Genomic DNA, 20767 nt, shown 5'->3' on the forward strand with positions numbered 1-20767 from the left:
GATTGGGAGCGCTTTTTTACCCGATCATTGTTTAAAAGTTTCGTCCACCTTTTCAAAGGTGGCGGGGTCGAGGGGCAGAGCCCCTGACGCGCTCCGCACTGCGAGCCGCAGCGAAGCGTTTCGAGCGCAACCCGCCGAAGGCGGGCTCTTAGCGCGAGATGAGCGCGGAACGCCTTATCCTGTGAAGCGCATTTTTCGGGTGAATTGCCGCTCAAAAAGCGGCAAGAGGGGGCTTTTTGCAAGTGAAAAAGCCCCCTGACGCACCCCCGGATTTTCTGCCCAAGCCGTTAAATCTTTGTCACATCTACCAGTTCCACATCGTCGATCGTCTTCTGCATCTTGAGGCAGTTCGCGAGCGCGTTCGCGGTGTCAAGGGAGGTCAGGCAGGGGATCGAAAGCTCGACCGCCTTGCGCCGGATCTGCACCGAATGGCGCGCCGGAATCCGCCCTTTTGACGAGGTGGAGATGATATAGTCGAGCTTGCCGCTCTCGATCAGGTCCATGATATTGGGATGGTCGCCGTCCATCTTGCGCACCGTGTTGGCCGCGATCATGTGACGGTTGAGCACCGACGCACAACCCGGTGTTGCATAGAGGTGGTACCCGAGCTTCTCGAACTTCTCCGCAATCTCAAGCACCTCGATCTGGTCGCTGTCCTTGACGGTAAGCAGCAGGTTGCCCTCGTCCTTGTGGTTGAGCCTGTAACCTGCGGCAGTCAGCCCTTTCAGCAGCGCCTCTTCGAAGTTATGCGCAATGCCGAGCACTTCGCCAGTCGACTTCATCTCAGGCCCGAGCATGGTGTCAACATCGTGCAGCTTCTCAAAGCTGAACACCGGCACCTTGACCGCCACATATTCCGCCTCGGGGTACAGCCCGGAGCCGTAGCCCATATCGCGCAGCCTGTGTCCCAGCATGACCCGTGTTGCAATGTCTACCATCGGCACGCCGGTGACCTTGCTGATATAGGGCACCGTACGGGAGGAACGGGGATTGACCTCAATGACATAGACGTCCCCATTATAAACCACATACTGGATATTTACCAGCCCGACCACCTTGAGCGCCCTGGCCAGCCGCCCAGTGTAGGCAATCAGGGTAGCTTTGATCTTCTGGGAAAGGGTCTGCGCTGGATAGACCGAGATCGAGTCACCCGAGTGGACGCCCGCCCGCTCGATATGCTCCATGATGCCGGGGATCAGGTAGTCCTCCCCGTCGCAGATCGCGTCCACCTCGATCTCCTTGCCCATCATATATTTGTCGATCAAAACCGGGTTCTCAATCAGGTGTGAGGTGATGATCGCCATATATTCGCGTACATCCGCGTCAGAGTAGGCGATAATCATATTCTGCCCGCCCAGCACATAGGATGGCCGGAGCAGCACCGGATACCCCAGATCGTTTGCAGCCGCTACCGCCTCATCCGAGGTCATGACCGTATGCCCCTTCGGACGTGGGATGCCGCACTGTTCAAGTACCTCGTCGAACCGCTCGCGGTCCTCGGCAGCGTCGATGCTGTCCGCACAGGTCCCCAGGATATTCTCCCCGCGCTCCATCAGATGCTTGGTCAGCTTGATTGCGGTCTGCCCGCCAAACTGCACCACAACCCCCCACGGTTTTTCGGTCTCAAGCAGGTTGTCGATGTCCTCGGGGGTTAGCGGGTCAAAATAGAGCCGGTCGGAGGTGTCGAAATCGGTGGAGACGGTCTCGGGGTTGTTGTTGGCGATAATCGCTTCATACCCCTCCTCCTTGAGCGCCCAGACACAGTGCACCGAGCAGTAATCGAACTCGATCCCCTGCCCGATCCGGATCGGGCCGGAGCCGATGACCAGCACCTTCTTTTTGTCGGACGGATGGTTCTCCAGAAACTCCGCCGCTTCGTTTTCCCGGTCGTAGGTCGAGTAGAAATAGGGGGTCTCGGCCGAAAATTCAGCGGCGCAGGTGTCCACCATCTTATAGGAGGCGTGCCGCTTCCACGCGTCCGGGATCTCCTGCCCGGAAATCCGATTGATCGTCCGGTCGAGGAACCCGTACTTTTTCGCGGTCTCATATTTCCTTTGGGTCAGCGCGCCATCCGCGAGATACCGTTCCAGGTCCACCAGGTTGCGCAGCTTGCAGGTGAACCACCGGTCAATCTTGGTAATTTCAAAAATCTGATCGGGGGTCACCCCGCGTTTCAGCGCCTCGTAGACCACAAAAATCCGTTCGTCGTCGCAGTTGTGGAGCAGCGCAAGGATCTCTTCGTCCGATTTGTCCGCCAGTTTCCCATAGTCGAGGGTATCCAACCCCAGCTCGATGCTGCGGACAGCTTTCATCATCGCCTGCTCGAACGAACTGCCGATCGACATGATCTCGCCGGTCGCTTTCATCTGGGTTCCGAGGGTGCGTTTTCCGTAGACAAACTTGTCAAACGGCCATTTGGGGAACTTGACAACAATATAGTCAATCGTCGGCTCAAAGCAGGCATAGGTCTTGCCGGTGACCGCATTGACGATCTCGTCAAGGGTGTAGCCGATCGCAATCTTAGCAGCGACCTTGGCGATCGGGTATCCGGTGGCCTTGGAGGCCAGCGCGGACGACCGCGAGACACGCGGGTTGACCTCGATCACCGCATACTCGAAGCTGTCCGGGCGCAGGGCAAACTGGCAGTTGCAGCCGCCCTCAACCCCGAGTGCCTGCACAATATTGATTGCGGCGGTGCGCAGCATCTGGTATTCCTTGTCCGCGAGGGTGACCGCAGGCGCAACAACGATGCTGTCGCCGGTATGGACGCCGACCGGGTCGAGGTTTTCCATCGAGCAGACGGTGATGATGTTGCCTTTGCGGTCGCGGATGACCTCGAATTCGATCTCCTTCCAGCCGGAGATGCATTTTTCAATCAGTACCTGGGTGATCGGCGAGAGCCGCAGGCCGTTGCGGGCAATCTCCCGCAGCTCCTGTTCGTCGGATGCGATGCCGCCGCCGCTCCCGCCGAGGGTAAACGCCGGGCGGACGATCACCGGATAGTGGATTTCCTCCGCAAAGGAGACTGCGTCCTCGACCGTCTCCACCACCTTGGAGGGGATACAGGGCTGGCCGATCGACTCCATTGTGTCCTTGAACATCTGGCGGTCCTCCGCCTTGTCGATCGTTTCAGGGTCTGCGCCGAGCAGCTTGACCCCGTTTTCCGCGAGGAACCCCTCCTTGGCAAGCTGCATCGAAAGAGTCAGGCCGGTCTGCCCGCCGAGCGTCGAGAGGACGCTGTCCGGCTTCTCGTGTTTGATGATCCGTTTGACCACATCAAGGGTCAGCGGCTCGATGTAGATTTTATCCGCCATCGCCTTGTCGGTCATGATGGTGGCAGGGTTGGAGTTGATTAAGATGACCTCCAGCCCTTCTTCGCGCAATGCGCGGCAGGCTTGTGTGCCCGCGTAGTCAAATTCAGCGGCCTGTCCAATCACAATCGGGCCTGAGCCGATGACAAGTACCCGTTTTACATCAGAGCGCAGCGGCATTTCAGCCCACCTCCTTCGCGGATTTTGCAGCTTTCATCAGGTCCACAAACCGGTCAAACAGCACGCCTGTGTCCTCCGGGCCGGAATGCGCCTCTGGGTGGAACTGCACAGTGAAGATCGAACCATCCCCATACTGTACCCCTTCGCAGCTCTTATCGTTCGCATTGATGTGGCTCACCTTCCCGACCGATGCGGGCAGCGTCTCCCCCAGCACCTCATAACCGTGGTTCTGGCTGGTGACATAGGTCAGCCCGGTTGCGAGGTCGATCACCGGCTGGTTGCCGCCCCGGTGCCCATACTTGAGCTTGGCAGTTTTTGCGCCCTGCGCGAGTGCCATCAGCTGGTGCCCCAGGCAGATGCCGAAGATCGGGATACCCAGCCGGGCGATCTCCCGGAGGTTTTCGATCGCTTCGGTATTTTCGGAAGGGTCGCCCGGGCCGTTGGAAAGCATAATCCCATCAAAGCCGCCCTCCCGTAGCTGGTCCGCGGCGACTGTCGCGGGCAGGACGGTGACATTGCACCCACGCAGCAGCAGCGACCGCCGGATATTGCGCTTGTAGCCGTAGTCGATCAGCGCAACCTCATACTGCGGGTTCTCACAGGTATATTTTTTCGGCTGGACGGCTGTGACCGTCCTGACCGCATCCCGGATGGCAAAAGCGCCGATCCGCTCGAGCGCTGCCTCCCGGTCGGTGATTTCCTCGGTGGTAATCATCCCGTTCATCACCCCGTGTTCCCGGATCTTGCGGGTCAGAGCGCGGGTGTCGATGTCATAGAGACCGATGATATCGTGTTTTTTGAGGAATGCGTCGATTGTCCCCTCACAGCGGAAGTTGCTGGGGCATTCGCACCACTCCCGGACGACATATCCTTTGACGTATGACCGGTCGGACTCCTGGTCCTCCTCATTGACCCCGTAGTTACCGACCAAAGGGAAGGTCTGGGTGACGATCTGCCCGCAGTAGCTTGGATCGGTCAGCGCCTCCTGATAGCCGGTCATGCCGGTTGTGAACACCACTTCACCGATCGTGGTGCCCTGCGCGCCAAACGACAGCCCTTCAAAGACTGTCCCGTCTGCGAGCAGGAGCGTCGCTTTCTGTTCGTTCTGTAAAATCTGCATAGGTATCCTCCATTTCCAAACAAACCCTGTCACATCTTTGCAGGGGGCTTTTTCTCTTGCAAAAAGCCCCCTCATCTGCCCCGACGGCCCCCGTCAGGGCAGATTCACCCCAAAAAAGCGCTTCCCAGGACAAAACGTTCCGCCGTGTGCGCGCGGCGGCGGGGGCTCTGCCCCTCGGCCCCGCAATTTTTCGAGAAAAATTGAGTAAAGCTTTAGATACCCGCGGGGGAATGGATCGGCGGGATTGCCGAAGTGATGTCATCCCGCATCCGGATTGCCTCCGCACGCGCGGCCTGCGCAAAGTCCCTGCCGTCCCCGCCAGTTTTTTTCCAAGCAGTCAGCACCGCGCGGGAGGAATTCACAATCCCGCCCAGGCCGTTCTGGTCAAACGCGCCCGCTACATCCTTGGCGCCGCCTCCCTGTGCGCCGTATCCCGGCACCAGAAAGAAGGTATGCGGCAGACGGGCGCGCAGCTCGGAAAGCTGCGCCGGATAGGTTGCGCCGACTACGGCTCCAACCTTAGAATAGCCGTACCGGCCGATCTTGCCTGCACCCCACCGCTCGCACATATCGCCCATCGCGGCATAAACCGTCTCGTTTTCTCCGAGTTTCCGGTCCTGAAGCTCACCCGAGGAAGGATTGGAGGTCTTGACCAGCACAAAAATCCCCTTGTCTGGGTTGTCCCCTATCACCTCCAGCAGCGGTTTAATCCCATCGGTGCCGAGATACCCATTGACCGTCAGCGCATCCCCGCCGAACGGGACACACCTCTCCCCCTCAATCTCGATTTCCCCGAGGTGGGCGGCGGCGTACGCCTGCATGGTCGAACCGATGTCGTTTCGCTTGCCGTCGGTGATGACATACATCCCTTTTTCCTGTGCATACGAGATCGTCTCGGCGAGGCACTTCATCCCTTCCCATCCGAGCAGCTCATAATAGGCACACTGGGGCTTGACCGCCGGGACCACATCGCAGATCGCGTCGATGATCGCTTTATTATAGGTGAGATAGGCGTGTGCGGCGCCGCGCAGCGTTTTTCCATATTCCGCAAATGCTTCTGCCTTTACCTGTGCGGGGATATAGTCCAGTGTGGGGTCCAGCCCCACCACAGTCGGGTTGTTCCGCTCGATGATCCTGCGTATCAGCTTTTCCAAATCTCTTCCTCCATCTCAATCGTCGTCCTGCTGCCGGTAGGTGAACCGCCCGCCCAGCAGGGTGTATTTGACCCTGCCGGTGACCTCCATCCGGTCAAAGCAGGTATTTTCGGATTTTCCATGCAGCCTGGTCCGGTCGACCGTCCATCGCTCCCCCGGGTCGAACAGCACCAGATCGGCGGGCGCACCAGCTTGCAGAGTCCCCGCCTTGATCCCGAGCAGCCGGGCGGGGGAAAGGCTCATCATCTCGATCAGCCGCACCAGCGGGATAATGCCTGGGTGAACCAGATGGGTCAGGCAGAGGGCAAGCGAAGTTTCCAGGCCGATGACCCCGTTTGGAGCGGTCTCAAACACCGCCTTTTCTTCTTTCGCGTGGGGGGCATGGTCGGTCGCGATACAGTCGATCGTCCCGTCCGCGATCCCCTCGAGGATAGCCAGCCGGTCGGATTCCTCCCGCAGCGGAGGGTTCATCCGGAAGTTGGCGTCTTGGGAGAGCAGCTTCTGATCGGTCAGCGTGAAATAGTGGGGACCGGTTTCGCAGGTCACCTGCGCACCCCGGCGCTTGGCGTCCCGGATGAGCGCCACCGACCCGCTGGTCGATACATGGGCAATATGCACCCTTGTCCCGGAGGATTCCGCGAGCGCCACGACTGCGGCGGTGTTGCAGTCCTCGGAGGCGCGGTCGATCCCTTTGACCCCGAGCTGTGCGCTGACCTGCCCCTTGTGCATGATCCCGCCGTCCACGATCTCAAGGTCTTCCGCGTGGCTGATGACGCACAGGCCCTGTTCCTGCGCCTCCCGCAGCGTTTCCAGCATCAGGCGGTTGTTCGGCACCGGGCGCCCGTCATCGCTGACCGCCACCGCGCCCGCTTCCCGCAGCGCGGCGAGATCGGTGCGCTGTTCCCCGCGCAGCCCGCAGGTAATCGCCGCCACCGGACAGACCCGCGCTTTTGCCGCTTTTGCCCGCCCGAGAATCTCCGCGACCACCTCGGGGCTGTCGCAGGCGGGTTTGGTGTTGGGCATGCAGGCCACCGCGGTGAAGCCGCCCGCGGCCGCAGCCGCGCAGCCGGTCAAAATATCTTCCTTATGGGTGAAGCCGGGGTCACGCAGATGTACGTGCATATCCACCAGCCCGGGGGCAAGGCAAAGGCCCGTCGCATCGAGCGTTTCGCAGTCCCCGGAATGGGCAGGAACCGTCCCGGCCGCGGCGATTACGCCGTTCTCAACCAGAAGGTCCCCCATCTGGTCGGTCCCGCTGGACGGATCAATCAACCGCGCCTGTTTGATCCACAGCCTGTTCATCGTTTCCTCCTTTTTCAGTCAGACACAAAAATACCCACCCATCAAAGAAATGGGCAGGCGTTTCATCAAGGGTGAAAAACAGAATAGAAAACCAGACCCGCTTGAATACAAAACTGATTCATCCGTCTGCCGGGCATACCTGACTTCCCCTTCCTCTTTTTCGGTTTGGATAATTATACAATATTTTTTCCGGTTTGTCTATCCGGCAAAATCCTCTTTTTTCGTGGATTTCGATGTGTTTTTTTATCCAAAATCCCAGTAATCCGATAAAAAACACCCCTGCCTTCTGTTTCCATAGCGCCGAAGATGTATTTTTATACGAATATTACACCGTTTATGCACTCAATTTGTAAAATATTTCCTTTCAGGGAGCCTGTTTCGCATCTTTTGCAGGGAGCTTTTTCCTGAATAACAAACGCCCTGCAAGGCAGGCCGCAGGCATCTCCGGCTCTACGCTTGCGACCCGCCGGGCGGTTCCTCCGGCTCCAAAAGCGGGGCGCGGTTCTCCTTGGAGAGGGTGAACCCCCGTCCTTTTACCTCGCTGACCCGGTTGATGACCATAAACGCATTCGGGTCGATCGAGAGGATCAGCTCGTTGAGCCGGGGCAGTTCCCGGTTGGAAACCACCGTCAGAACCACCGGCCGGCAGGTGCGCAGATAGCCGGTCTCCGCGTGGATGAGGGTGGACCCGCGGTCGAGGGTCTGGATGATCTCCCGGTTGATCTGCTCATACTGCTCGCTGACCACCTTGACCTGTGTGCGCGCCTGCCCAAACAGCAGCACCTTGTCCAGTACGGTGGTGTAGATCAGCACCATCAGCAGGCCGTATAACACCTGTTCCTGGTCGGCGAACCGCATCTGGAACAACAGGATCAGGAAATCAAACCCATACATCGAAAGGGAAACCGGAATCCCCAGTTTTTTCCTGAGTACAAGCGGCGGGATGTCCATACCGCCGGTGGAAGCCCCCGCCTTGATGACGATACCGATGCCCAGCCCGATCATCAGGCCGCCATAGACAGCGGCGAGCATCCGGTCGGAGGTGAGCGCCTCGAGCTGAGGAAGCCGCTCGAGCACCCCGAGGATGAGCGGATAAGAAACCGTACTGAGCAGGGTCGTCAGCGCAAACTGCCTGCCCAGCACTGCCAGCCCCACCAGGAACATCAGCAGGTTGAAGGCCGAGACAAACAGAGTTACCGGCACCCCGGCGCCGTGATAAAAGACCAGCGCCAGACCGGTGCTTCCACCGGTGACCAGTCCGGTGGGGAGGATAAACGCGGTCACCGCCAGCGCATAGACCGCATTCCCAAGCAAGATCAACGGCACCGTCCGGAGCCATTGCAGACGTTTTTCCAGCATCATTTTCACACACTTCCTTTTTTACTTTCAAATATAGATTGTGCTAATGCGGTAAAGGGGGAAACAAAAAGCGGACGTCAATCGACGTCCGCTTTTTTCGATTCAGATGTTTTATTTCTCCCTCGCATTAGACCGCTCCATTCTCAGGATTTGTTTCGTCCCCTATGACGCGGAGGTTTTTTACCCCAATCACCACCTGGACATCCTTGCGCAGCCCAACCGGCACAAACCCCTTTTACTGTCCGGTGGGGCACGTTTCCCCCTCAGGGATCAATCTGTTCCATGCCTAGCCGAACCCCTTTTGCGCACAGCCCATCCAAAGCGCTCCCATCTCTTTTTATAAACGGCACAGCCAAAAACGACGAAATGCTTTCAAGCATGTTCATACAAAACACGGAGGAAACAAATACCGGATGTTTTTTATCATATCAGATTCGCCGCAGGATGTAAACCCCCTCTCCTTGCCAACAACAGGGGCTCTGTGTTAAAATAATCCTGCCGGATGGGCTTTCCGCCCTCCCGCAATCCAAACCAACTGGAGGGACTTTTATGGACCTTTCGATCCGCAGGATATGCCCCGCTGACCTTGATACGGTTACGAAAATCGAGGCGGCCTGTTTCCCGCCCGCTGAAGCCGCCAAAAGGGAGACGATGGCCCGCCGGATCGCGGCCTTTCCGCACAGCTTCCTGATTGCCGAGCTGGAAGGGGCGCCCGCCGGCCTGATCAACGGATGCGTCACCAGCCAGCAGACGATCACCGACGACCTGTTCGCCGATGCCAGCCTGCACAATCCCGATGGTGCTTACCAGTCGGTATTCGGGCTGTGCGTGCTGCCCGAATACCAGCGCCGCGGGATTGCCGCCCAGCTGATGCGGGCATTCTGCGAGCTGGCACGCGCGGACGGACGCAAGGGAGTCATCCTGACCTGCAAGCAGCATCTGATCCCCTATTACGAGCGGTTCGGCTTCGAGAACCTTGGGGTCTCCCAGTCGGTGCATGGCGGCGCGGTCTGGTATGACCTGCTGCTCCGCTTTTGACAGGGGCCGGACGCCATGAATAAGACCCTGCTTTACCTGCTCTATTTCTGCGCCTATTCGACCGTCCTGCTCCTGATCGGCAAAAGCAGCCTGCGGGACGGGAACACGGTCGGACAGTTTTTTCTCGGCGGACGCCACCTCAGCCTCTGGCGGTGCATGGCGACCTTCTCCGGGACCTGGGTTTCCGCTGCCAGCATCCTGAGCCTGACCGGAAGCGTCTACGAGAGCGGCTACAACGTCGTGCTCTATTCGGTATTCCCCTGGTTTATCGGCGCATTTTTCCTCGTCGGGATCAGCGACCGTCTCTACGACAACGAAATTTTGACCATCCCCGAGCTTTTTTATAAGCGGTTTGGCTCCAAGGGGCTCCAGGTGGCCTATGCCGCAGTCTTTATCGCGGTGTACATCTTTTATCTGGTCATCCAGATCAAGGGGTTCGGGGTGGTCGCTTCCACCCTCTTCGACATCCCCTACGGCATCTCGATCCTGCTGGTCTATCTCTTCATCCTTTACACCACCTTTGGCGGTTACCGGTCGGTCACCCGCAGCGACGTCTTTAACCTGATCCTGCTCGCCATCAGCATCGCTGTGCTGTTTGTCACCATCACCTCGCGGGCGGGAGGCGTGCTCGAAATCCACCGTTCCGCTGCCGGCATTTCGGGGTTCGCCCACCCTGGGACCCCCTATCCGACCGAACCGGGCGGCCTGCTCCGCCCATTCGGGGAAGGGCTGTTCACCCCGCTGATGAACCTGAGCATGTTCTGCGGCTGGGGGCTGGGGCTCGCCGCAAATCCCCAGTACACCATCCGGATGCTCTCGGCACAGAACAAAAAAACGGCCCGGCGCACCGTCCTCTGTTCCCTGGGGTTTCTGGCGCTTGTCTATTTCTCGTTGATCCAGATCGGGCTGGGGATGCGGGTGCTGATCCCCACCCTGTCCACCGTCTCCAAAACCGACGAAATCATCACCTGGCTGATTAACAACCAGCTTTACAGCGCCTGGAGCGGTTTTTTCCTCTTCTCGATCATCGGGGCATGCGTCTCAACCGCCAACTCCCAGCTCCTTCTGATCGCCTCTTCGTTCGCCTACGATATTGCACCCGCGGTCAGCCGGCGGAACCTCTCCCGCGAATCCATCCTGCGGTTGAGCCGGCTCGGGATCTTCGCCGGGGGCACCCTCTCGATGCTGCTCGCGATCGACCCGCCCGACAGCGTGATCTCGTACGGGGGCGACATCTGGGGAGTGGTCGCCGCCACCCTTTTTCCCGCAATGTATGGCACCCTGCTCTTCAAAAAGGTCAACCGTACCGGGGTCTGGGCCAGCCTGCTTTCCGGGCTTGCTTCGATTCTGCTTTTTTACCCGCTCTATTATGCGGGCCTGCTCCGGTTCCATCCCTCGATGCCCTGCGTGGCGATTTCGACAGCGGCGCTCGCGGCGGGGAGCCTGTATGCGCGCGGAAAGGGGGCAGGGGATGAAATTCCGGCTGAACATCGAGCATAAAATTATGATCCCGTTTTTGACCATCGGTATCTTGACCATCCTCTGTTTCGGTACGATCATGACCTGGAACGGCTATGTCCAGAAGATGGAGCGGGAACGCGCTGCCGCCGCATCCAGTCTGCGCGCCCTCGAGCTGGACGCCGGGCTTTCCGGCAGCGGGACGCTCCTGCTACAGAAATACCGCCTGATCCAGAACGATTCCCTCTATCTCTTCGATGCGGATGGCGTTCTGCTGCTCGGCACACAGCCGCCCGACCCGGATGACATCCTGCTTGAAACCGGCCTCCCCGCATTCGGCTGGCGCGCCTGCTATGCCCTAGACCGCACCGCCTTCTGGAACAGCCTGATCGAAGAACAGAAATATATGATCCTCGCAACCATCGCCCTGCTGATTGTCATTGTGCAGGTGAGCCTTTTCGTTTCCTATAATATCTCCGAACCGCTCCGGCAGCTCAGTGAAGCCTGTAGAGTGGTGGCGGTGGGCGAGCAGCCGGTCCGGCGTTCCCCGCAGGTGGATGAATATGCCGAACGCAGCGACGAGATCGGGCAGCTTGCCAATGCATTCCAGCGGATGCTGGCAGACATTGCAAGCCACACCGACGAAATCCTCCGGATGAAGCTGCTCAACGAGACGATCGTGGAAAGCCTGCCGCTTGGGATCGTTGCGTGCAGCCCTGAAAAGGAGATCATCTGCATCAACTCAAAGGCGGTCGAGATGCTCGATCAGACCGGATACCTCTGCGGCGGGCAAACCCTGCGGCAGATTGTAGATGGGATCATCGTCAGCCCCAAGGTTCTGCACGACCCGATCCGCCTGCAAAATGCCGACGGCCGGGCGGTTGACTATGAGATCGGGGTCTGGCGGCTGCGTACCGCCGACGAGGGGGAGGGCGGCACCCTCTGCACCCTCGACGAGATCACCTACAAAAAACGGATGGAGGAAAAGCTGACTGAAGGGGAAAAGCTGGCCTATACCGGCCAGCTCGCCGCGATGCTTGCGCATGAGATCCGCAACCCGCTGGCCGGCATCCGGGCCGGAATACAGGTCATCAGCCGGCGGCTCGAGAGCGGCCGCGACCGGATGCTCAGTACCAGCATCCTCGGGGAGGTCGACCGGGTCAACCGGCTGATCGAGGACCTGCTCCACCTCTCCCGCAAACGGGAGAGCCAGAAGGTACTCATCAACCTGCCCGCCCTGTTCGACGAGCTGCTGCTCCTTTATGCCAAGATCGCCCAGAACAACCGCATCCGGATCACCGCCGGGGTGCAGGGGGACCCGCCGCTCTATGCCGACGAATCGGAAATCCGGCAGGTGCTTGTCAATCTCATCAACAACAGCATCAAATCGCTCCACAGCGGTGGGGAAATCGCGCTGGAAGCCCGCAGGGAAGGGGATTCGACCGTCCTCACCGTCTCGGACACCGGGGATGGGATGGACGAAGCCACCCTGCGGGGCGTACATGCTTCGCTGGAGGAGGGGCGTACCGGCGGCGGGCTGGGGCTTTCGATCGTCTCCCGCCTGCTCGCCCAGAATAACGGCTCTTTCTCGATCGACACCGCTGCCGGGCAGGGCACCCGCATCACCATCATCTTCCACACGGGAGGGACATCATGAAATATAAGGTACTTGTGATCGACGACGAATTTCTGATCCGGGTTTCGCTCGAAAACGGGCTTTCCGACCTCGGCTATCTGGTGGAAACATCGGACAACATCCGGGACGGACTTGCCGCTGCCGAACGGTTCCGGCCCGACTTCGTCCTGCTTGACAACCGGCTGGGGGATGATCTCGGGATCGACTATATCGAGCCAATCAAGCGGATCGATGAGGACATCCAGATTGTGATGATGACCGCCTACGGCACCGTTTCACAGGCGGTGGCTGCGATCAAGAAAGGCGCGTTCGACTATGTGCAGAAGCCGTTTGACATCGACGCGATCGACCTTCAGATCCGCCGCAGCCTGGTCCAGCTCAAAAACCGCCGCAGCCTTGAACTGCTCAAGGGCGGCAAGCCGCGGGAGCTGGTCGGCGCCAGCCCCGCCATCCAGCTGATCCGCAAGCATGTCCTGCTGCTCGCCAAAAACGATAATGTGGACCTGCTGATCCGCGGGGAGACCGGCACCGGCAAAGAGGTGGTCGTCAACATGGTGCACTACTCGAGCGGCCGCAGGGATGATCCGCTGGTCAAGATCAACTGCAGCGCTATCCCCGAAACGCTGCTCGAAGCCGAGCTGTTCGGGTATGAGAAGGGCGCATTCACCGGCGCGCTCAAAACCAAAAAGGGCCTGTTCGAGCTGGCGAACGGCGGTACCATCTTTCTGGATGAGATCGGCGAGATGCCGCTGACCATGCAGGCCAAGCTGCTGACCTTTCTGGAGGACCGCAGCTTCAAGCGGGTGGGTGGCCTGACCGACATCGAAGTCAATGTGCGGGTGATCGCCGCTACCAACCGCGACCTTGAAAAGGAGATTGTGAACGGCCGGTTCCGTCAGGACCTGTTCTACCGGCTGGATGTGATGCAGGTGCAGATTCCGCCGCTGCGGGAGCGCCGGGAGGACATCCGGGTGCTGAGCGAATATTACTTAGAGTATTTTAATCGAAAATTCAACAGAAATATCACCTCGATCGACCCCGCCTTGATGGAGCAGATGAACCGCCACGACTGGAAAGGCAATGTCCGGGAACTGCGCAACGTGATGGAGCGGTGTGTCCTCTTCTGTGAAGGGAGCACCCTCACCGGTTCGATCCTGCGGGAAGGCGGGCCGCAGATCAGCCCCCCGGGCGCATTTCCGCTCAAAGACCTCTCGGAAGGCCCGGTCGACCTGCAAGCGGAGATCGACCGGTTTGAACGCACCTATATCGACAAGGCGCTCGCGCTCTGCGGGGGCAACCAGTCAAAAGCTGCCCAGCTTCTCGGCTGTACCCGGTTCACCCTCAAGCGCCGCCTGGAAGCCTGACGGTATCCGGCAGGTCAGGACTATTTCAAAGCGCTTGGACAGGGATTTCGGACAGGCCGTCCCATTTGCAGGATTTTTTCAAAACTATGCAAATCCGTTGGACTGCCCGCCTTTTTGCATCTATCCCTCTGGATAGGGATTCCCAGTTGGTGCAGAGATGCGCAGGTGTGCATGACCGCACAGCCAACATGTGCGATTCTGCACATCTTTTTGCTTTTTTTGCAGCAAATCCTTGTATTTCCTGCGCCGGAAAATGGTATAGAAAAATTTTATACGCCGCTTCTGGCGGGGGTTTCCGGATATTTCTGCTTTTGCTCCCGAAAACTGGCACTCAATTTGCTGTTTATTTGACCAACAAACACAAATTCTTAATTTTTTAAGGAGGGTTTTTTATGTACAAAGTAGACCTCAACAGCGACCTTGGTGAGAGCTTTGGCGCCTATACCATTGGTATGGACTCCGAAATCCTCAAGTACGTGTCGTCGGCAAACGTGGCATGCGGCTTCCACGCTGGCGACCCGCTGGTCATGGGCAAGACGGTCGAACTGGCAAAAGCTGCGGGCACTGCTATCGGCGCGCATCCCGGGTTCCCGGACCTGGTTGGTTTCGGACGCCGCAACCTGGCAGCTTCCCCCGCCGAAGCAAAAGCAGATGTGAAATACCAGCTCGGCGCACTGCTCGCCTTCACCAAATCGGCCGGCGTCCGCCTCCAGCATGTCAAGCCCCACGGCGCACTCTACAACATGGCTGCGGTTGACATGAAGCTCGCGCTCGCGATCTGCGAAGCGGTTGCAGAGGTGGACAGCAGCATCATCCTGCTCGGGCTGGCCAACAGCAAGATGCTCGAAGCGGGCCGCGAGGTTGGCCTGAAGGTTGCCAGCGAAGTATTCGCGGACCGCGCCTACCTTGAGGACGGCAACCTCGTCCCCAGACGTCAGGAAGGCGCTGTCATCCACGACAAAGACCTCGCAATCAAGCGGGTAATCGGCATGGTTACCCAGGGTAAGGTCGAGAGCATCACCGGCAAGGAGATCGAAATCAAGGCGGATTCGATCTGCGTGCATGGGGACAATCCGTCCGCGCTCGAATTTGTCAGCAATATCCGCACAGAGCTTCAGAAAAACGGCGTAGAGATCTGCAACCTTGACGCGATCGTCTGATCCGGACGGTCCCAACGATTGTAACTAGGAGGGTACATACATGAGCAAAGAGAACACTACCAATGCGGCTCCGGTGAAAAAGAGCGGCGGTGCGCTGTTCGGCGCAGCGTTCCTGATGGCGACTTCGGCGATCGGGCCGGGCTTCCTTACACAGACTTCCACCTTTACCTCGCAGTACCTATCGTCGTTCGCGACGGTTATCCTCTGTACCATCCTCCTCGACATCATCGCCCAGGCCAACATCTGGTCGATCATCGGTGTTTCGGGGATGCGCGGGCAGGACATCGCCAATAAGGTGCTTCCCGGCCTCGGCTTTGTCGTGGCCTTCATGGTTGCGCTCGGCGGCCTCGCATTCAACATCGGAAATGTCGGCGGCGCGGCGCTCGGCTTCAATGCCCTGCTCGGTATCCCCGAGAAGGTTGGCTGTATCATTGCGGGCGTTATCGCAATCTGCATCTTCCTTTCCAAAAACGCCACCGGCGTGATGGATAAGGTCACCAAGGTGCTCGCCGGAATCATCCTGGTTTCGATCGCGATCGTCGCGGTTGCTTCCAAGCCCCCGGTCGGCGAGGTTGCCGCCAAAGTCTTTATGCCGGATAACCCGTCCACCCTGCTCTTCCCGATGATTACCCTGCTGGGCGGCTCGTGCGGCGGTTATATCGCATTCTCCGGCTCCCACCGCCTGATCGACGCGGGCATCAGCGGCCCGGAAAACATCCAGCATATCCGCAAGAGCGTGCTGACCGGTATCGGTGTTTCGGGCACCGTCCGCATCCTGCTCTTCCTCGCGGTTCTGGGCGTCTGCACCGCGGGTGGTGCTGCTGCCGCGGCACAGGTCGCGGGTGCGTCCAACCCTGCGGCCGAGGCGTTCCGTCTGGCGGCCGGTGAGATCGGCTACCGCCTGTTCGGCATCGCGCTGCTCTCCGCCGCGATCACCTCGGTCATCGGCGCAGCTTACACTTCGGTTTCGTTCCTCAAGACCCTGCATCCGTTCATTGCGCAGAACGAGAAGTGGTTTGTTATCGGCTTTATCGCTTTCTCGACCCTGATTATGGCGATCCTCGGCGGCGCTGCCAAGCTGCTGATCGTCGCAGGCTCGCTCAACGGCCTGATCCTGCCGATCACCCTCGGCGTCATGCTGCTTGCCAGCCGCAACAAGAAGATTGTCGGCGAAAGCTACAAGCACCCGACCTTCCTGATCGTCGCGGGCGTGGTCGTTGTCTGCCTGACCGGTTTTGTCGGGCTGAAGTCGGTCCCGAACCTGCTCAACCTGTTTAAATAAGACCCGGTGATCCCTGCTGCTGTGGCGCGCATCCGCGCGCCACAGTCCGCATATGGGAGAACCCATTCAGAATGGAGGACTGCCAACCTATGGATTCTGTAAAATTTCTGTTGACCGGCGACACCTCGGTTTCGGTGGAGTTCGGCAATGAGATCAGCACCGCCATCAACGCCAAAATCCGCGCGTTCAACATCGCGCTCCAGGGCAGCGGGATCAAGGGCATCGTCGAAACGGTGCCGAGCTACCGCGCGCTGATGGTCCATTACGACCCTGCGGTCATCCGCTATGAAAAGCTGGTCGAGCAGATGCAGGGGCTGATGGGCGATCTGGACAAGATCGAAATCCCCCCGAGCGACGTGCTCGAAATCCCGGTGCTCTACGGCGGCGAGGAAGGCCCGGACCTCGAATTTGTCGCCAAGCACAACAACAAGACCCCCGAAGAGGTCATCAAAATCCACTCCTCAACCGAATATCTCATCTACATGCTCGGGTTTACCCCCGGCTTCACCTATCTGGGCGGCATGAGCAAGGAGATCGCCACCCCGCGCCTGCAAAGCCCGCGGGTGAAAATCCCGGGAGGTTCGGTCGGTATCGCGGGCGAGCAGACCGGTGTTTATCCGATCGACTCCCCCGGCGGCTGGCAGCTCATCGGCCTGACCCCTGTGAAGATGTACGACCCCAACCGCGCAGTCCCTATCCTGCCCGAAGCGGGACAGTACATCAAATTCCGCCCGATCGACCGCAAGGAGTTCGAGCAGATTCAGAAGCAGGTTGAGGCGGGCGCCTACGAGTGCCGCCGCTATCCCAAAAAGGAGGAGCAGAAATGAGCATTCGTATTATAAACGGCGGGATGCTGACCACTGTACAGGATAACGGGCGTATCGGTTACCAGCAGTTTGGCGTGCCGGTTTCGGGCGCGATGGACCAGCAGGCCGCTGCGATCGCAAATATCCTCGTCGGCAACGAGGATAACGAGGCGGTGCTCGAAGTCACCATGCTCGGTCCGCGCATCGAGTTTCAGGAGGCCAACTGCATCGCTGTCACCGGCGGCGACCTCACCCCCCAGCTCGACGGGAAATCCTTCCCGATGAACCGCGCGGTTGCAGTCCAGAAGGGGCAGGTGCTCTCGTTTGCGGCTCCCCGTTCGGGCTGCCGCGCCTATATCGCGTTTGCCGGTGGCCTGGATATCCCGCAGGTCATGGGCAGCCGCTCGACCTACCTCAAGGCGAAGATCGGCGGCCTGGAGGGGCGCAAGCTGGATAAAGAGGATATCATCGCCTTCCGCGCACCCACTGCCCAGCTCCCGAACATGGAAAAACGCGCGGTCGCAGATGCCGAGACGTTTACGAAAACCGACGTTACCCTGCGCGTCGTGCTTGGCCCGCAGGATGATGCATTCACCGAAGCCGGCATCAAGACGTTCCTTGGGGAAACCTACGCGGTAACGGTCCAGTCCGACCGGATGGGCTGCCGTCTGGACGGCCCGGTGATCGAGCATGTCAAGGACGGCAACATCATTTCGGACGGTATCTCGTTCGGCGCGATCCAGGTCCCATCCGAGGGCAAACCGATTATTATGGTTGCCGACCGGCAGACAGTGGGCGGCTACACCAAGATTGCGACGGTCATTTCAGCGGATTTCAGCAAGGCCGCACAGATCAAGGCGGGTGACAAAATCCGGTTTGTACAGGTTGGGATTACCGAAGCGCAGGACCTCTATCTCGACCGCAAAGCCTACCTGCGTGCACTGCGTGAAGCGCTCTCCCACACCTATGACCCGTCTGCCGGACCCGCAAAACAGCCGCCGCGCCCTCAAAAATATGCCTGCCTCCCCCGGTAAACGGGGATCACTCTCCCAAAACCAGTGACCGAAAGGAGCATGACCATGCCGCGTTTTGACATCACCCCCTATGTTGACATGTCCCCCGCCGAGGTGCGCCAGCGCATCCGTTCGGGTGAGATCACCTTCCCCACTGCGGGCATGTGCCGCGGATATGCACAGGCCAACCTCGTGATCCTGCCGCCCGAATATGCAGCAGATTTCAAAGAATACGCCGAAAAGAACCCGTTCCCCTGCCCGGTGCTCGAGATCATTGAGGGCACCCCGGAAACCCATGATATGGGCGAGGGCGGCAACATCGTAACCGACATTCCCGAATATTTCATTTACCGGAACGGGGAGTTCAGCGAAAAGGTCAACGACGCCTCCGCGTTCTGGAAAGAGGGGTATGTCGGGTTCCTGATCGGGTGCAGCTTCTCCTTCGAGGAAGCGCTGATGAAAGCAGGCATCGAAATCCGGCATATCGCGACCGGACGCAACGTCCCCATGTACAAGACCAACATCCAGACGGTCAAAGCCGGACCGTTTGAAGGCCCCATGGTTTGCAGCATGCGCCCTATGACCCCGGAAAACGCCCGCCTTGCCTATGATATCACGGTCAAATTCCCCAACGTACACGGCGCGCCGGTGCATATGGGGGACCCATCGGTAGTCGGGGTCGCAGATATCATGAAACCCGACTACGGCGAAGCAGTCGAAATCCGCGAGGGGGAGATTCCGGTGTTCTGGCCGTGTGGCGTCACGCCGCAGGCAGCGATCGAAGCAGCAAAGCCCCCGATCGTGATTACCCATTCGCCGGGGCATATGTTTATTACCGACATCCCCAATGCAGAGCTGAATGATTACCTACAGGAGAAAAAACAGTCAAAATAACTGTTTGTCAAACCGTCCACGTGCAGGCGTGGACGGTTTCCGTTTGGAGGCGCCCTACCTTTATTCTCCAAGCACCTGTTTCACAGCCCCTTTCACCCCCATAGCCCTCCTCCTGCCACCACACCGCAAGCCGCGCAGCGAGCACTGAAAAAACCTTTTGACACCGCTTGCAGGCTGTGTTATACTGTCCAGACAGGCAGTTATTTTTTTGAAATTCTAAGAAAAGGAGCATCCCAATCATGCGTCTCCTGCGTCATACAGCGCCTGTTGAAAACGGGATCACTGAAGGCGTTATCTGGAAGCAGCTGCTGTTTTTCTTTTTCCCCATCCTGCTCGGGACCTTTTTCCAGCAGCTTTACAATACAGCAGATGCGATTATCGTCGGCAAGTTTGTCGGCAAAGAGGCGCTTGCGGCGGTCGGCGGCACCACCGGTACCCTGATTAACCTGTTTGTCAACCTGTTTGTCGGTGTCTCATCAGGCACCACCGTCACGATTGCACAGCATTTCGGCGGGCACAACTACGACGATGTGCGCCGGACGGTACATACCTCGATCCTGATGGCGGTCGTGGGGGGACTGTGCATGACCGTTCTCGGTCTGCTGGTCTCCCGCCCGCTGCTCACCGCAATGGGCACTCCTGCCGACATCATGGATCATGCGCTGACCTATCTGCGGGTCTACTTTTTCGGCATCGTCGCGGCCTTCCTCTACAATATCGGTTCGGGTATCCTGCGGGCGGTTGGGGACACCCAGCGTCCGCTCTATTTCCTGATGGCCGCCTGTCTCACCAACATCTTCCTTGACCTAATCCTTGTGGTGGTCTTCCGGCTGGGGGTGCTCGGGGTTGCACTGGCCACCCTGAGTTCGCAGATCCTCGCCGCCGGGCTGGTGATCTTTACACTGATGCACTCCAACCAGGTCTACCGGCTGTTCCCCGAGGAGCTGAAGTTCACCCCGCACGTTCTCAGAAGCGTGCTCAAGGTGGGGATTCCGGCTGGCTTGCAGTCAAATATGTACACAATCTCCAATATGATTATCCAGTCGGCGATCAACACGTTTGGCACCAATACAATCGCTGCATGGACCGCATTCGGTAAGATTGACGGTTTCTTCTGGATGATCCTGAGTGCTTACGGCATCTCGGTGACTACCTTTGTCGGGCAGAACTTCGGTGCGCAGAAATACGACCGCATCCGGCAGAGTGTGCGTATCTGTCTCGGACTGACGCTGGGAACCGCTGTCTTTTGCAGTTTCTTCCTCTATTTCTTCTGTGAACCGATCTTTAAAATCTTTACCGACGATCTCCTGGTGATGACCGAGGGGATGCAGATGCTGCGGTTCCTCGTCCCGTTCTATGCCACCTATATCTGTATCGAGGTGCTGTCAGGCGCGATCCGCGGCGTTGGGGATTCGCTCGTCCCGATGATTATGACCGGTTGCGGGGTCTGCCTGCTGCGGATCGTCTGGGTGTTTGCCGCCCTCCCGCTGCGGCATGAGATGACTACCGTCATGTTCAGCTATCCGCTGACCTGGTCGATCACATCCCTTCTCTTTGTCATCTACTATCTGCGCGGCGGATGGCTTCGGCGCAGGATCGCCAAGTGTGGTTATGAGCCGGAATCCCCCACTCCAAAAGAAAGTGCACCCGTATCCTCGGACTGAGAACCCGATTCGCCCTGTGCACCAGA

Annotated in this window: 15 protein-coding genes; 10 read left to right on the top strand and 5 right to left on the bottom strand. The window is 58.8% G+C overall.

What is annotated here, in order from left to right; all coding sequences use genetic code 11:
* Positions 1 to 287: 287 nt before the first annotated feature.
* From carB to D5269_RS06155, 5 genes are all read right to left on the bottom strand, one after another.
* On the bottom strand, positions 288 to 3491 hold the full coding sequence (gene carB / locus D5269_RS06135) for a carbamoyl-phosphate synthase large subunit (RefSeq protein ID WP_120484211.1): 3204 nt from the start codon (positions 3489 to 3491) through the stop codon (positions 288 to 290).
* Position 3492: 1 nt separating this feature from the next.
* Complete coding sequence (locus D5269_RS06140) at positions 3493 to 4611, bottom strand: carbamoyl phosphate synthase small subunit (protein WP_016315635.1); 1119 nt, start codon at positions 4609 to 4611, stop codon at positions 3493 to 3495.
* Positions 4612 to 4823: 212 nt separating this feature from the next.
* Positions 4824 to 5765, bottom strand: coding sequence for an orotidine-5'-phosphate decarboxylase (gene pyrF, locus D5269_RS06145; protein ID WP_120484212.1), 942 nt, complete (start codon positions 5763 to 5765; stop codon positions 4824 to 4826).
* Positions 5766 to 5780: 15 nt separating this feature from the next.
* Positions 5781 to 7067 (bottom strand): dihydroorotase, encoded by a 1287-nt coding sequence (locus D5269_RS06150; RefSeq protein ID WP_120484213.1) that lies wholly within the window; start codon positions 7065 to 7067, stop codon positions 5781 to 5783.
* A 450-nt stretch (positions 7068 to 7517) separates the two neighbouring features.
* Entirely contained in the window at positions 7518 to 8429 is a 912-nt protein-coding gene (locus tag D5269_RS06155) for a YitT family protein (protein WP_347707287.1), read from the bottom strand.
* 546 nt (positions 8430 to 8975) lie between these two features.
* Between D5269_RS06155 and D5269_RS06160 the strand changes: the two genes are divergently transcribed.
* From D5269_RS06160 to D5269_RS06205, 10 genes are all read left to right on the top strand, one after another.
* The gene (locus D5269_RS06160) at positions 8976 to 9464 is read left to right on the top strand and encodes a GNAT family N-acetyltransferase (RefSeq protein ID WP_120484215.1); all 489 of its coding nucleotides are present in this window, start codon (positions 8976 to 8978) and stop codon (positions 9462 to 9464) included.
* 15 nt (positions 9465 to 9479) lie between these two features.
* A complete protein-coding gene (locus tag D5269_RS06165; protein WP_120484216.1) occupies positions 9480 to 10964 on the top strand; it encodes a sodium:solute symporter family protein in 1485 nt (494 codons plus the stop codon).
* A complete protein-coding gene (locus D5269_RS06170) occupies positions 10936 to 12579 on the top strand; it encodes an ATP-binding protein (protein ID WP_158604882.1) in 1644 nt (547 codons plus the stop codon). The genes D5269_RS06165 and D5269_RS06170 overlap by 29 nt, the downstream gene beginning before the upstream one ends.
* The gene (locus tag D5269_RS06175) at positions 12576 to 13922 is read left to right on the top strand and encodes a sigma-54 dependent transcriptional regulator (RefSeq protein WP_016315628.1); all 1347 of its coding nucleotides are present in this window, start codon (positions 12576 to 12578) and stop codon (positions 13920 to 13922) included. The genes D5269_RS06170 and D5269_RS06175 overlap by 4 nt, the downstream gene beginning before the upstream one ends.
* A gap of 392 nt (positions 13923 to 14314) precedes the next feature.
* Positions 14315 to 15082, top strand: a complete 768-nt coding sequence (locus tag D5269_RS06180) for a 5-oxoprolinase subunit PxpA (RefSeq protein ID WP_120484218.1) — start codon at positions 14315 to 14317, stop codon at positions 15080 to 15082.
* Between the two features lie 40 nt (positions 15083 to 15122).
* A complete protein-coding gene (locus D5269_RS06185; RefSeq protein WP_120484219.1) occupies positions 15123 to 16364 on the top strand; it encodes an NRAMP family divalent metal transporter in 1242 nt (413 codons plus the stop codon).
* 89 nt (positions 16365 to 16453) lie between these two features.
* Positions 16454 to 17191 (top strand): 5-oxoprolinase subunit PxpB, encoded by a 738-nt coding sequence (gene pxpB, locus D5269_RS06190; protein ID WP_016315625.1) that lies wholly within the window; start codon positions 16454 to 16456, stop codon positions 17189 to 17191.
* Positions 17188 to 18204, top strand: a complete 1017-nt coding sequence (locus D5269_RS06195) for a biotin-dependent carboxyltransferase family protein (protein WP_120484220.1) — start codon at positions 17188 to 17190, stop codon at positions 18202 to 18204. Before pxpB ends, D5269_RS06195 begins: the two co-directional genes overlap by 4 nt.
* 45 nt (positions 18205 to 18249) lie before the next feature.
* Positions 18250 to 19077: a putative hydro-lyase gene (locus D5269_RS06200; protein WP_120484221.1), complete on the top strand. Its 828-nt coding sequence runs from the start codon at positions 18250 to 18252 to the stop codon at positions 19075 to 19077.
* Positions 19078 to 19316: 239 nt separating this feature from the next.
* Positions 19317 to 20741, top strand: coding sequence for an MATE family efflux transporter (locus D5269_RS06205; protein WP_016315622.1), 1425 nt, complete (start codon positions 19317 to 19319; stop codon positions 20739 to 20741).
* Positions 20742 to 20767: the final 26 nt, after the last annotated feature.

The organism is Anaerotruncus sp. 1XD42-93 (genome assembly GCF_009917605.1).
In the GTDB taxonomy this organism is placed as follows: domain Bacteria; phylum Bacillota; class Clostridia; order Oscillospirales; family Ruminococcaceae; genus Anaerotruncus.

Coding starts and splice junctions, on each gene's coding strand:
- D5269_RS06200 (WP_120484221.1), top strand. CDS start 18,250: ATGCCGCGTTTTGACATCACCCCCTATGTTGACATGTCCCCCGCCGAG.
- D5269_RS06140 (WP_016315635.1), bottom strand. CDS start 4,611: ATGCAGATTTTACAGAACGAACAGAAAGCGACGCTCCTGCTCGCAGAC.
- pxpB (WP_016315625.1), top strand. CDS start 16,454: ATGGATTCTGTAAAATTTCTGTTGACCGGCGACACCTCGGTTTCGGTG.
- D5269_RS06185 (WP_120484219.1), top strand. CDS start 15,123: ATGAGCAAAGAGAACACTACCAATGCGGCTCCGGTGAAAAAGAGCGGC.
- D5269_RS06155 (WP_347707287.1), bottom strand. CDS start 8,429: ATGATGCTGGAAAAACGTCTGCAATGGCTCCGGACGGTGCCGTTGATC.
- D5269_RS06150 (WP_120484213.1), bottom strand. CDS start 7,067: ATGAACAGGCTGTGGATCAAACAGGCGCGGTTGATTGATCCGTCCAGC.
- D5269_RS06205 (WP_016315622.1), top strand. CDS start 19,317: ATGCGTCTCCTGCGTCATACAGCGCCTGTTGAAAACGGGATCACTGAA.
- D5269_RS06175 (WP_016315628.1), top strand. CDS start 12,576: ATGAAATATAAGGTACTTGTGATCGACGACGAATTTCTGATCCGGGTT.
- D5269_RS06180 (WP_120484218.1), top strand. CDS start 14,315: ATGTACAAAGTAGACCTCAACAGCGACCTTGGTGAGAGCTTTGGCGCC.
- D5269_RS06160 (WP_120484215.1), top strand. CDS start 8,976: ATGGACCTTTCGATCCGCAGGATATGCCCCGCTGACCTTGATACGGTT.
- D5269_RS06165 (WP_120484216.1), top strand. CDS start 9,480: ATGAATAAGACCCTGCTTTACCTGCTCTATTTCTGCGCCTATTCGACC.
- D5269_RS06195 (WP_120484220.1), top strand. CDS start 17,188: ATGAGCATTCGTATTATAAACGGCGGGATGCTGACCACTGTACAGGAT.
- D5269_RS06170 (WP_158604882.1), top strand. CDS start 10,936: ATGAAATTCCGGCTGAACATCGAGCATAAAATTATGATCCCGTTTTTG.
- carB (WP_120484211.1), bottom strand. CDS start 3,491: ATGCCGCTGCGCTCTGATGTAAAACGGGTACTTGTCATCGGCTCAGGC.